Source organism: Actinomadura montaniterrae (assembly GCF_008923365.1).
In the GTDB taxonomy this organism is placed as follows: Bacteria; Actinomycetota; Actinomycetes; order Streptosporangiales; family Streptosporangiaceae; genus Spirillospora; species Spirillospora montaniterrae.
The window spans coordinates 1-11,384 of record NZ_WBMR01000276.1 but is presented as its reverse complement, the minus strand read 5'-3'; the positions used below and the strand labels follow the sequence as shown (position 1 = coordinate 11,384).

The 11,384-nt window shown below is 71.9% G+C and carries 12 protein-coding genes; 3 read left to right on the top strand and 9 right to left on the bottom strand.

Features of this window, described 5'->3' with window-relative positions; translation table 11 throughout:
- Positions 1–70 precede the first annotated feature (70 nt).
- The 8 genes from F9B16_RS45060 to F9B16_RS45025 all read right to left on the bottom strand — a co-directional run bounded on the left by F9B16_RS45060 (position 71) and on the right by F9B16_RS45025 (position 8,055).
- Positions 71–1,018 (bottom strand): WD40 repeat domain-containing protein, encoded by a 948-nt coding sequence (locus F9B16_RS45060; protein ID WP_225992508.1) that lies wholly within the window; start codon positions 1,016–1,018, stop codon positions 71–73.
- Between the two features lie 136 nt (positions 1,019–1,154).
- Positions 1,155–2,411, bottom strand: a complete 1,257-nt coding sequence (locus tag F9B16_RS45055; RefSeq protein ID WP_192809315.1) for an HNH endonuclease signature motif containing protein — start codon at positions 2,409–2,411, stop codon at positions 1,155–1,157.
- Positions 2,412–3,034: 623 nt separating this feature from the next.
- Positions 3,035–4,336 (bottom strand): S8 family peptidase, encoded by a 1,302-nt coding sequence (locus F9B16_RS45050; RefSeq protein WP_192809314.1) that lies wholly within the window; start codon positions 4,334–4,336, stop codon positions 3,035–3,037.
- Positions 4,337–4,537: 201 nt separating this feature from the next.
- Positions 4,538–5,422: a hypothetical protein gene (locus tag F9B16_RS45045; protein WP_151546412.1), complete on the bottom strand. Its 885-nt coding sequence runs from the start codon at positions 5,420–5,422 to the stop codon at positions 4,538–4,540.
- 41 nt (positions 5,423–5,463) lie between these two features.
- Positions 5,464–6,453, bottom strand: coding sequence for a WXG100 family type VII secretion target (locus F9B16_RS45040; RefSeq protein WP_151546411.1), 990 nt, complete (start codon positions 6,451–6,453; stop codon positions 5,464–5,466).
- Positions 6,450–6,764 (bottom strand): type VII secretion target, encoded by a 315-nt coding sequence (locus tag F9B16_RS45035; RefSeq protein ID WP_192809313.1) that lies wholly within the window; start codon positions 6,762–6,764, stop codon positions 6,450–6,452. Before F9B16_RS45035 ends, F9B16_RS45040 begins: the two co-directional genes overlap by 4 nt.
- Before the next feature lie 101 nt (positions 6,765–6,865).
- The gene (locus tag F9B16_RS45030) at positions 6,866–7,267 is read right to left on the bottom strand and encodes a YbaB/EbfC family nucleoid-associated protein (protein WP_151546409.1); all 402 of its coding nucleotides are present in this window, start codon (positions 7,265–7,267) and stop codon (positions 6,866–6,868) included.
- Positions 7,268–7,341: 74 nt separating this feature from the next.
- Positions 7,342–8,055 carry a hypothetical protein gene (locus F9B16_RS45025; protein ID WP_151546408.1) on the bottom strand — a complete coding sequence of 238 codons (714 nt, stop codon included), beginning with the start codon at positions 8,053–8,055 and terminating at the stop codon, positions 7,342–7,344.
- A gap of 46 nt (positions 8,056–8,101) precedes the next feature.
- Between F9B16_RS45025 and F9B16_RS45020 the strand changes: the two genes are divergently transcribed.
- The 3 genes from F9B16_RS45020 to F9B16_RS45010 are packed head-to-tail and all read left to right on the top strand — an operon-like array spanning position 8,102 to position 10,112.
- Positions 8,102–8,911, top strand: coding sequence for a hypothetical protein (locus F9B16_RS45020; RefSeq protein WP_151546407.1), 810 nt, complete (start codon positions 8,102–8,104; stop codon positions 8,909–8,911).
- Positions 8,911–9,507, top strand: coding sequence for a hypothetical protein (locus F9B16_RS45015; protein ID WP_151546406.1), 597 nt, complete (start codon positions 8,911–8,913; stop codon positions 9,505–9,507). Before F9B16_RS45020 ends, F9B16_RS45015 begins: the two co-directional genes overlap by 1 nt.
- Positions 9,504–10,112, top strand: a complete 609-nt coding sequence (locus F9B16_RS45010; RefSeq protein ID WP_151546405.1) for a hypothetical protein — start codon at positions 9,504–9,506, stop codon at positions 10,110–10,112. Before F9B16_RS45015 ends, F9B16_RS45010 begins: the two co-directional genes overlap by 4 nt.
- Here the strand turns inward: F9B16_RS45010 and F9B16_RS45005 are convergent.
- Positions 9,994–11,301 (bottom strand): hypothetical protein, encoded by a 1,308-nt coding sequence (locus F9B16_RS45005; RefSeq protein WP_151546404.1) that lies wholly within the window; start codon positions 11,299–11,301, stop codon positions 9,994–9,996. The genes F9B16_RS45010 and F9B16_RS45005 overlap by 119 nt on opposite strands.
- Between the last annotated feature and the right edge of the window lie 83 nt (positions 11,302–11,384).

Genomic DNA, 11,384 nt, shown 5'->3' with positions numbered 1-11,384 from the left:
CCCCACCACCCCCCTCCGTCAGGTACGAAGAGGATCGAAGGGGCGCCCTATCTGAGCAGCCATTTTGCTGTCAGACTTCCAGGCCCCATCCGTGGATGACGCCGTTCATGTCGGCGGTGAAGGCGGTCATGCGGCCGTTCAGCTGCGTGATCGACATGCATTCGGTATCGCTGGTAATGGGGTCCCCGATCTGCCGTCCCCGGGCCAGATCCCATGTACGGACGGTTCCATCCTCGGAGCCGGTGACCACGAGGGGGCAGCCGTCGATCGTGACGGTGTCCAGTGCGTTGATGCGCGCCTCGTGGACGGGCAGTGTTGCGATGAGCGGCCGGTCGACGTCGTCCAGCGCCCACACCTGGACCTGGCCGGTCTCACCACCCGCGACGGCGACCGGACGCCCGCCGACCGAAGTCAGCGCGACACCTCTGACCGGCTCCTTGTCCCCGGCCTCCCACCAGCCCGTCCGCCGCCGGGACCGCAGGTCCCACACCCCGACCATCCCGTCGTAGCCACCCGCGACCAGCACGGGACAGTCATCGACGATTCCCGTGCTCAGGTCGAGGATCGCTTCCTCGTGGTCGACGGCCAGTTCCCCAGGCTCGTCCTGGAACGGCTCCCACAGGGCGATCCCGCCACCGTAGTCCCCGGAAACGAAGGTCAGCTGTCCGTCGATCCGCACGGCGGCCACGGAGGTGACGGGGTCGTCTTCCTCGTCTACCTCCCGGAGCACCTCACCGCTCCGCAGGTCCCAGGCGACCATGGCGTGGTTCTCGCTGCCACCGACGATGATGAGGCGTTCGTCCTGCAGTCCTGCGGCCACACAGTCGACGTCGGGATCGTCAGCGTCGGGGTACTGCTCAAAGGGCGGCTCAAGCGGCGGCTTGGTCCACACGTCACCGACCGGGTCCCAGGTCCATGCGCCGCCGCCGTACTCGGCGACGACGAACAAGGGCCGCCCGTCCACCTCGACCATGTCGATGTCGTTGATCGGTTTTCCAGAGGGCAGGGGGCTGCTCATGATCACGCCGACGACCCTAATCGGCCACTGCGACAGTCGCCGCGCTGGTGGGAGGCTCGCGGTTCGGTGGGCATGCCTAGGCTGCCCGGGACACGAGTGGTTCCGGGCGGGCCTGGCGGTCATGCCGGTGGGGTGGTTATGCGGCCCAAGGGAGGGTGCTATCCGGGGGGCCTATGCCGCCGGGTGGTCCCGTTGCCCCTCGGGCATCGGGTGGTGGCAGCAACCGGTAGACGTAGCGCCCGTCTTGATCTTTGGTGATCTGGATCTGGTCAGGGCTGGTGTGCTTGAACCGGTTGTGCCACCCACAGGTGAGGGCAAGTTGGTCGATATTGGTGGGTGAGCGTCCGAGTGCCCACCCGTTGACGTGGTCCACTTCGCACAACGTGCCAGGGATTTCGCATTCCCGTACCGCACATGAGGGGTAGAGCGTCTCCAGCACGTGCCGTTGGGCCGCGCTGGCGAACCGTTCCCGGTGGCCCAGGTACAGCGGGGTGTTGCCCCGCCCCAGGAGCAGCGGCGACACCCCGGCAGCCAGGGCGATGCGGCGCGCCTGCGGGGCGGGGATTGGAGTGTCGTCGGTGAGGCGGGCGGGGGCGTTGCCGCCGGTGAGGGTGTCCAGGTCGCAGATGACGGTGACCTTGGTGGCCTTGTGACCGCCCGACAGCACGCTCGACAGTGCGGCGGCGGTGCGCTCGGCCACGTCGCGGCGGTCTTCCGGTCCGGCCGGCTTGGCCAGCGGAGCCAGGGTGCCGTCCCAGATGGCGGCGTCTTCGGGGTTCAGCCAGCCTTTGACGTAGCGGCCGCCGTCCAGGGAACGGATGGTGGTGAGCCAGGACTTGGCGTAGCCGCGCTTGGAGTCCTCATCCGGTACAGCTTCGGTGTCGTCGCGTTCGGCGATGACGTCGCGGATCCGGTGGCCGAACGTGGCGACCTTCCCCGCGGAGAAGCCTTGGTCGATGAATCCGAGGAGTGTGGCTTCGGCCTCTGCGCAGTCGGTGTCGTCCAGGCGGGCGACCGAGTCGGCGACCGTGGTGGCATAGCCGAAGGACAGCTCCCCGGCCGCCAGCCGCTCCACCACTTGGGGGAGGCGGTGCCGCTGCCGGGCGAGAGTGAGGCGCTCTTTGGCGCGGCTTTCGCGCATGCCCAGGCGGGACCGGAGCCAGGCCCGGGTGGAGGGAAATCCCCACCGCTGCTGCTCCCCGGTGGCGTCGACTCGGCCGATGAATCCGGCCAGCGCGCTTTCCTGCATATCGGACGCGGCCGCAAGCGTTTCGGTGAGTTCCAGGCATGCGGCCGCCGACTCGGGGGCGTCTCTGGTGGCGAGTTCAGTGGCGATGGCGGAGAGCGCGTTCACCAATTCCATGGTGGACGCGGCCCCGAGCTCGACCGTCACTGATTGCATAGGTAAATAGTACCCTGTGTGACTGACATTCGAAGCCGTTCGAGTCACATTCTTCCCGGTATTTTTTGGGCGAAAAAGGTTGCCTGCCTCGCGTCTTCTTGGCGCTCTTGGCGTCGCACAACGCAAGGGAGTCTCGGCCCTGACGGAAGGGGGTGGTGGGGTGGCGCGACCCGGGGGCGGGGGCGGCGGGGCCCGCCCCCCACACCCGCCCCCGGGCCGCCCAGGCTCCAAAGTCAAGGGTGGACGAAGTCCATCGCGAAGCGACGCCGAAGGCGCCCTTGACTTTGGAGGGGCGGCCCCGTACGCAAGCGCCACCCCACCACCCGAACACCCTTCTCGCCGATACCCCCGAACACCCCTCCCGCCAATGCACCCGAACAGCGTCGTGCCCGAGCGCCCGAACACCTCTTTCGAAAGAGAAAGCCGAACACCCCGTCCGAAGAGAATCGAGCGTTCCCTCTTCAAGATTCCCCGAACGCCACGCGATGAGCTCCCGAACACCACCAAACGAGCCACAGAGCACCGCACAACAAACTTAAGAGCGCCCCTCGACGCCGCCCCCGCGCACCAATACGAGAACAGCGCACCGACAAACGACAACCCCCAGAAAGGGATCAGTCGCGGTCTTCGCCGGTCGGGAGGGCGGGGATTCGGCCCGGCTTCCAGCCGCGGCGGCGTCCCATCGGAATGACGGCGCCGCCGAAAGCCACAAGAACGGTGAGACCCAGCGCGCCACCGGCGACCCCGAGCCCGATGTTGCGGGTGCGGTGGTCGACGGGCGCGGCGTGCGCGATCGGAACGGGTCCGCTCAGCGGGCGCGCGGCGGACGCCTCCCCGGGCTTGGCGTTCGCGTCCAGCACGGCGGACACCGCCTGCAGCGGGCTGATCATCCCGTACCCGCTGCCCTGCCCGTTGCCGCCCTCCGCGGTGATCAGGATCCGGTTGATGACCTGCTGGTACGTCAGCTTGGGGTACCGCGACCGGACGAGCGCGGCGACCCCGGCGGCGTAGGGGGCGCTGAAGCTGGTGCCCTGCTGGCCGCCGATGTACCCGGTGCCGACGGTGGAGATGATGTCCTGGCCGGGCGCGGAGACGTCGATGCGGGTCTTGTGGTTGGAGAAGTCGGAGATCGTGCCGCTCTGGTCGACCGCCGCGACCGACAGGACGCCCGGGTAGTTGGCCGGGTATCCGGCGCTCTCCTTGCCGCGCTCGTCCTTGTCGACGTTGCCCGCGGCGGCGACGATCAGCACGTCGTTCTTCTTCGCCACCTGGACGGCCTGCCGCAGCAGCGTGGTGTCGGGTGCGCGCGCCGACACGTTGATGACGTTCGCGCCGTGCTCGGCGGCCCACTCGATGGCCTTCGGCAGCAGCGTGTTGTCGTCGGTGCTCTCGCCGGTGGTGAACTTGGCGTCCAGCAGCTTGACCTGCGGCGCGACCCCGACGAACGGGACGTTGCGGCGGCGCTGGTCGGACGCGGCGATGATGCCGGCGACCTCGGTGCCGTGCCCGTAGCAGTCGGTGGGCGTGGTGTGCGTCGCGTCGAAGCTGCCGGTGATCTTGCCCTTGAGCTGCGGGTGGGCGGCCTCGATGCCGCTGTCGACGACGGCGACGGTCACGCCGGCGCCGCGGGTGATCGGCCACGCCTGCTCGAAGTCGAGGCGCCGCTGCGCCCACGGCTGCTGGGTGATCGCCGAGGCGGGCTGGCCGCTGGGCTTGTTGCACTGGCCGCCGGACGGGGCCTGCTGCTGCTTGGGCTCGGACGTCTTCTTCGGCGCCGGCTTCTTGGTCGCCGGCGCCTTGGTGGTCGGTGCGGCGCCCGGCCGGTCGCCGGGGGCGGCGGACGCGGCCGGTGCGAGCACGAGTGCCGTGGTCAGGGCCAGGCTGGTGGCGCCGGCCACGAGTCCCGCTCCGCGCATTCCCATCTCTCCTGAAACCGTGCGAACGCCATGACTCTAGACGATTCGCCGCCGTCATCCGGACTCCGCGTCCCAACTCCGCCCCGACTCGGGCGCCGTCCCCGCTCCGGCCCCCATTCGGGCGCCGCACCCGTCTCCTCCCCTATTCGGGCGTCGCATCCCATCTCCGCCCCTAATCGAGCACCTCGGCCGCCTCCTTCCCTATTCGGGCTCCGCGTCCTTGTGGGGTGGCTCGACGGTCTCTTCGTCCCATGTCCAGCCGAGGGTCCGGGCGGTGGCGGCGAGGGCGTCCCAGGTGCGGCCGCTGATCTCGACGGAGAAGTCGGCCATGCCGGTGTCGTGCCGGACGATCACGTCGGGGCCGCCGAACAGGGTGGTGTCGGCGCCGAGCTCCCGCCAGTTCTGGAAGCCCATCGGGCGGTACGCCGCCTCGATGCGCTCCCGCGGCGGTGTCCCGTCCGCGAAGTCGTCGTCGTTGAGCTGGACGCTCCAGCCGAAGTGGGACGGCAGCCGGACGGCGGCGAGCAGCACGAAGAACTCGGAGAGGGACCGGGCCTGCAGCGCCCACCCGTCCTCGTCGAGGCTGACGAAGACGCGCGGGTCGTCGTGGCCGGCCTCGGCCGCGAGGTAGGCCCATTCGTTGCAGTACTCGTATTCGGCCATGAAGCAGCAGAGCCGCAGGTCACCACCGGGTTCGACGAACGGGTTCGGCTCCGGCAGGGCACCGGCGACGCCGTAGCCGGACGGGTCGGGCCGCAGCGTCGGCGGGTATTCGGGGTTCGTCCAGTACAGCCGGGCCGAGTAGGTGAAGGAGTTGAACGGCAGGTCCCACCATTCGTCCAGCGCTTTGGGGATGGGCAGCGAACGGTCGACGCCCTTGAAAGGGTCCTCTTCCTCGCCGGTCCATCCCTCGTGGAGCGAGCGGACGTAGGCGCGGTGCTCGGTCTCCGACCATTTCGGCCACGGGTCGGCGTCGGCGGGCACCGTGTAGCCCCATTCGTCCTGGAACGCGCGGAGCAGGTCCCAGCGCGGGCGCGGCCCGGCGAGCCGCTCCGCGAACCGCCCATAGTCGATGATCTCCGTCACGCTGGCAGCGTAGTGCCCTCCCGGGGGCCCGGCGGGGGCGTTCAGGAGGTGTAGTGGCCGTCGTCCATGCCGTCGCCGAAGTCGCGGGCGGACTTGGCGGCCTCCGCGCCGGTGCGGGCCCACAGGCTGCCCGCGACGTTGGCGGTCTGGCCGACGAACGAGCCGTCCATCGCCTCGGTGTAGCGGCGGTAGGCGGCGGGCGTGAACATGACCTCCGCGACGTTCGAGCCGTTGATCTTCGGGTCGGCCCAGCGGTTGATCTGGTCGCCGCGGCGGCCGAGCGCGGCGGCGGCGTCGGCGGCGCGGGTGCTGGTGCCGCTGAAGCGGTCCACGAACCGGCGGATGACCTGGAGCAGCCGCGCGAGCCGCTTGCCGAGCCGGGCGAACAGCGTGATGGCGTCGCCGACGACGCTGGCGATGAAGAAGCCGAGCGAGCCGCCGAAGGTGAACACCGAGGTGGCGAGGGCGAGCAGCGCCTTGGAGACGACCTTGCCGACCCATTCGGAGATCGCCGCGAACACGAACGCGCGCTCGACGGCGACGACCTGCCCGGCGACGGCGATGCCCTGCGAGGTGTGCTGGGCGGTCTGCGCCACGGCGTCCAGCGCGCCGACGTACTCCTTGGCGGTCTTGCGGTAGGCGGCGGACGCGTCGCCGCCCCACGCGGCGACGTCGCCGATGGCGTCGGAGTAGTCGTTCGCGGCGCCGATCAGCTCGGTGGCGACGTTGGACCAGGTCTTCGACAGCGCCTGGATCTGCTTGGGGTCGCCGGTGAGCACCTCGAGCGGCTCGCGCAGGAACGCGATGTGCTCGAGGAGCCAGCCGACGCCGGCGCTGAGGACCGCTCCAAGGGGGTCGAGGGCGATGCCGAGGGCGTCGAGGCCGACGGCGAGGCCGTCGACGGCGAGGGTCTCCCAGTTCTTGTTCTCGCCGATGTCGGCGACGAGGCCGTCGATGCTGTCGGCGAGCCCGGCGCCCTCGAACCGCTTCTGCCCCTCGGGCTGCGCGACGAGGTCGTTGGGGGTGGTCATCGGGCCTGCTTCGTGAGCGCCTCGATGGCCTGCTCGACGGCCTCGTAGTTCTGCTTGCTGCTGCGCAGGCCGGTGGCCATCGAGCGGCCGAGTTCGGCGGCCTTCTTGACCATGTCGTCGGAGTCGCCGAACAGGCCGGCGAGGGCGGGCACGATGAGCGGGGAGCAGAGCGCCCCGTACATCTGCCAGCCGCCGAGCGTGGACTGGGCGGCGGCCTGGTTCGCCTTGTCGACGCGCGCGGCGACGTGGTCGACCTTGCCCGCGTGCGTGTCGAGCGCGGACCTCTCCACTTCGAAACCGTTCTGGCCCATGGGGCTCCTTCGCGTACGCGGGGCGGGCGCCGGGGGGGTCATCGGCGCGGGCGGGCGGGTGGACGCCGGCGGTCACCGGCGCGAGCGGGCGGGCGCCGGGGTCACCAGCGCGGGCGGTCCTGGTCGTCGTCCTCGTCGGCGGGCGGCAGGGCGGCGCGCAGGAAGTCCATGGCCTCGGAGTCGTCGCCGACGACCTGGGACATGATCTCGACGGTGCGGGCGGCGCCGCGGCCGCACGCCTTCCGGTAGGTCTCCATGATCGACGCGGTGAGCTGCGCGCCGCTCATCCGGTCGGCGTGCGAGGACAGCCGCAGGTCGAGCAGCACGCCGCTGGGGTTCACGGTGACGGTGACCGCGTGGTCGCGGCTGGTCAGCGTCGTGGTGTTCCCGGCCAGTTCCCGCTGGGCGCGGTCGGCGCGCTCCTTCATGGCGGCGGCCCACTGCTGCTGGTCGCGGAGCCACTTCTCGGGGTCGGCGATGGCGGGCGGCAGGTTCGGGTCCATGCACTTCTCTTCCGGACGGGTGACCGGATCCGGACATTACAACAAAGATTCACCGCGTCGCCACGTAATGATCATTATTCCGACGGGACGCCGCGCTCCTCGCCGGAACGGTCCACGTCGAGGTCGGCCAGCCGCGCCCGGTCGTCGAGCCATTCGTGCGGGAGGCGGCCGGCGCCCACGTCGACGAGCCGGACGCCCGGCGCCATGTCCCCCAGGGCGCGTTCGAGCGCGCTCCGGTTCAGTCGCCAGTCGCGCCGCCGGACGTACGCGCTCACCGCGTGCTCGCGGGGGAACATGCTGTCGGCGAGCTTGCTCGCCATGTAGTCGAGGGTCTTCCGGTCGGCGCCGGACGGCCCGGACCGCGCGCGCGCCGCGGCCAGCCGCTCCTCGAACTCGGCGACGCCGCCCGGCGCGCCGTCCCGCAGGCTGACGCCGAGGTGGCGGACCGGCGACCGGCGGACGATCCGGGGCACGTCGAAGCAGACGATCGCGTCCACGTCCGACCAGGGGAAGAACTGGGGCCCGGCCCCGGGGCGCGCGCCGATCCGGACGCCCTCCGGCTCGACGGCGAGCGCCGTCCAGCCGCTGCGGGCCATCCGGCGCAGCCGCGCGATGCCGCCGCCGACCAGCCACAGGACGACGACGGTCCAGAACAGGATGCCGAGCACGGCCTGCCAGGCGTGCATCTCCGCCATGAACGTCCCGGCGACGACGAGCGGCGCGGCGACCACCCCGGCGATGATCATGAGGACGGGCAGCACCGGGAGGAAGCGGATTCTGTACGCCATCCGAGGAGCTTAGGGACTCAAGGGTCGTCGTACTAGCATTCGGCGGGTGCAGCCCACCGCCCCGGTCCCCCCGCCTCCCGGCGGGCCGTCCCCGGGGGAGCCGTCCGGCGCAGGCGGGAGCCGCGCCTCCGCGAGGCGCCGGCTGGTCCCCGCCGCCGTGGCGTGCGCGGTCGCCGCCGTCGCGGCGGTGACGTGGGCCGCGGGCGGCTTCGAGGAGGCGCCGAAGCAGCCCGTCGAGAGGCCCGGCAAGGCGCTGGACGTCGGCCTGTTCACCGTGACGGTCCGCGACGCGCGGATCGGCCTGGTCAAGGGCGTGTTCGACAGCGATCCGAAGCGGTACCTGATCGTCCGGATGCGGGTGGTCAACAACGGCAAGGAGACCGAGTCGCTCGGCGACGGCGGCCTGACGGACGGTCTCGCCGCGCGCACCAAGGCCGGCAAGTGGCTGGAGCCCGACCAGGTCGAGGGCGTCGCGGGCGGCGCGAAGACGGACGCGGTGCAGCCGGGCCTGCCGGTCGAGGCGTCCGCGATGTGGAAGGCGGGACCGGCGGACGCGCCGCGCCGGTTCACGATCGGCCTGCGGAAATGGGAGTACCGGACCGGGTTCACCGACGTCAGCTACAACTGGCTGCCCGACACCGAGGACGGCGCGCTCGCCGCGAAGATGACCCTCCCGGTCGCGGCCGCGGCACCCGCCGCTGCGCCCGCGCCGACCCCGACGCTGTTCCCGACCCGCGCGGCGCGACCGACGGGAACGGCGCGGCCGACCGGAACGGCGCGGCCGACGCGCGGCGCCACCCGTCCGCCCGCGCAGCGCACCCGCCCGGCGCGCCCCCGTCCGACCGCGAGCCCCTGATGAACGGGCGCGAGCTGCTGGTGCGCGGCGGAACCGCGGTGATCGGGACGGGTCTGCTCGTCGCGGCGATGTGGGTACACACGATGCGGCCCAAGGTGGACGCCAAGGAGCTGGACCCGCTCCGCAACGACGGGAAGATCGGGCAGACCGTCTCCAACCGGATGTTCAGCGTCCGCGTCGAGGGCGTGCAGGCGGCGCGGTCGCTCGCGCCCGGCCTGAGCTTCGGCAACGAGCCCGCGATCGGCACCGACGGCATCTACCTCGCCGTGCGGATCCGCGCGAAGAGCGAGCGCGAACCGCTCCGCCTAGGCACGGCGGTGCTGGAGACGCCCGGCGGCTACGGCTACCGCTACGACCCGAGGTCCGGGACGACGAGCACCGTCCCCGACATGCAGCCGATGATCTGGGCGCCCGGGACGCTGCTGTTCGAGCTGCCGAAGCAGCGCCTGCGCGGCGCGCACCTCGTCGTCGGGACGGGCGGCCTGCTGCCCCAGCTGTCCGCCGAAGCCGACATCGACCTCGGGATCAGCCCCGCCCGGGCGCGGGCGCTGCTGCGCAGCGCCGTCGACCGCTTCGACCCGGAGGCCGCCTCGTGACGACCGCCGGCCCCGCCTTCGACGACCCGCAGCGGACCAACCCCGACCTGCCCGCGATCCCGCCGCGGGCCCGGCCGCGGCTCCGCCCCCGCGACCGCCGCATCGTCCAGGCGCTCGCGCTGACCGCCCTGCTGCCCGCCCTCCTCGTCCTGAAATGGGTGGACGAGACCAACAGCGTCGAGAAGAACCTGAAACCGCCGGAGAAGGTGACGGACGTCCCACACGGCGCGACCGGCACGCTGATGGGCGCGCGATGGAAGGTCGTCGCGCGGCAGGCGACCGCGCCGCTGTCCTTCGGGACGAAACCGAAGGACGGCACCGTCACGCAACTGCAGGTCGTCCTCGCCGTCCGCCCGGACGACGCGGCCGCCGCGAAGGCGATCGGCTCCTACGGCGTCGTCTACACCTTCACCGACGGCGACGGGCGCAGCTGGTCGGCGACCGGCCTCGCCGCCGGGACGCCGCGACCGGGCGCCGTCGCCCGCCTCACCGTCCGGGGGACGGTGCCCCGGACCATGGCGGCGGCCCTGGCGCTGCGGGTGCAGGCGCCGAAGGCGTCACGGAAGCCGGGGACGCCACTGCCTTCGCTGCGTTTCGCGCCGTGACCCGCGCCATCACCAGGTTGAACGCCGCCGCGAGCAGGCAGATCCGGAGGATCTCGAAGACCAGGCCCGTCCCGAAGTCGACCAGCGGCAGCCGCGGCATCCACCACGTCACCTCGTGCGGGCCGAGGAGCTGGTAGACCCACCGGCGGGACGCGTCGCGCCCCACGTCCAGCGCGGAGAACAGCAGGCAGAACACCGCGAACGGCAGCAGCCCGGACCGCCGGACGAGCCGCAGCCCGTACCAGGCGGGCAGCCACATCTCCCGGAACCCGCGGGTCAGCACCTCCCGGATGCTGCCCTGCCGCTCGATCCCGCCGGCCGCCGCGAGCCGCCGCGCGGCGCGGCCGCGGCCGAGCACGACCCGCTCGTCGCCGGCGTCCAGGCCGAGGATCACCCCGGCGATGACCAGCCAGATCAGCGCGCCGAGCACCGCGTCCTTGAACGGCGGCCACAGGTCCAGGACGGGCCCGGCGGCGCCGTCGAGCCACTGCCAGGCCTGCCGCCCGGTGATCCAGCCGGCCGCCTCGCCGCGCAGGTGGTCGATCGTGAAGATGCCGAACAGCGTGAAGTTGATCTCCAGGAAGGCCATCAGCGCGCCCGCCGAGCGGCCGAGCCGCTCCTCCAGCAGCCACTCCACCGCCGTCTTGAGCACGAAGAACGCCGCGGTGATGCCGACCGCGAGCACGACGTGCTTCTCCAGCGAGATCAGCATGCCCATGCCCTTGAGCTGCCCCTGGAAGCCGCCCTCGGTGAAGCCGCGGCTCGCCGCCATGTCGGCGAACTCGCGGGCGTCGTCGGTCTGCAGCCCCCACGCCAGGTAGAAGATGACGAACGGGAGCGCGGCCCGCGCCATCGCGCCGACCACCGACTCGTCGTTGCCGACCGCCCACGGCGTCAGGTCGCCGTCCGCCTCGCGGGCGTGCACCACGTCCAGGCCCTCGCGGACGCAGTGCACCATCAGCACCGCCGTCGCCAGCGTGATCATCACGAGCAGCCCGACGGTGACGAGCGGCGCGACCGTCGCGGCGGTGCCCTTCATCGCGCCGAGCCGGTACCCGCCGTACAGCGCGCCGTACCGCAGCAGCCGCCCGGCGGTGAACCACAGGGTCAGCGGCAGGACGAACCGTCCCGCGAGCTTGAGCGCGGCCCACGGCAGCAGCAGCGGCGACCGGGCGGACAGTGCGGACATCGCGCCGATGCTACCCCGCGGCCCCCGGGCGGCCCCAGGTCGCGGCCCGGCCCCCGCAGCCCCGGCCCCCCGCGGGCCCGGAC

What these genes read in the sequence shown, in the direction of transcription:
- F9B16_RS45040 (WP_151546411.1), bottom strand. Translation starts at nt 6,453, where the DNA reads ATGACCACCCCCAACGACCTCGTCGCGCAGCCCGAGGGGCAGAAGCGG.
- F9B16_RS45030 (WP_151546409.1), bottom strand. Translation starts at nt 7,267, where the DNA reads ATGGACCCGAACCTGCCGCCCGCCATCGCCGACCCCGAGAAGTGGCTC.
- F9B16_RS45005 (WP_151546404.1), bottom strand. Translation starts at nt 11,301, where the DNA reads ATGTCCGCACTGTCCGCCCGGTCGCCGCTGCTGCTGCCGTGGGCCGCG.
- F9B16_RS45060 (WP_225992508.1), bottom strand. Translation starts at nt 1,018, where the DNA reads ATGAGCAGCCCCCTGCCCTCTGGAAAACCGATCAACGACATCGACATG.
- F9B16_RS45035 (WP_192809313.1), bottom strand. Translation starts at nt 6,764, where the DNA reads ATGGGCCAGAACGGTTTCGAAGTGGAGAGGTCCGCGCTCGACACGCAC.
- F9B16_RS45025 (WP_151546408.1), bottom strand. Translation starts at nt 8,055, where the DNA reads ATGGCGTACAGAATCCGCTTCCTCCCGGTGCTGCCCGTCCTCATGATC.
- F9B16_RS45015 (WP_151546406.1), top strand. Translation starts at nt 8,911, where the DNA reads ATGAACGGGCGCGAGCTGCTGGTGCGCGGCGGAACCGCGGTGATCGGG.
- F9B16_RS45050 (WP_192809314.1), bottom strand. Translation starts at nt 4,336, where the DNA reads ATGCGCGGAGCGGGACTCGTGGCCGGCGCCACCAGCCTGGCCCTGACC.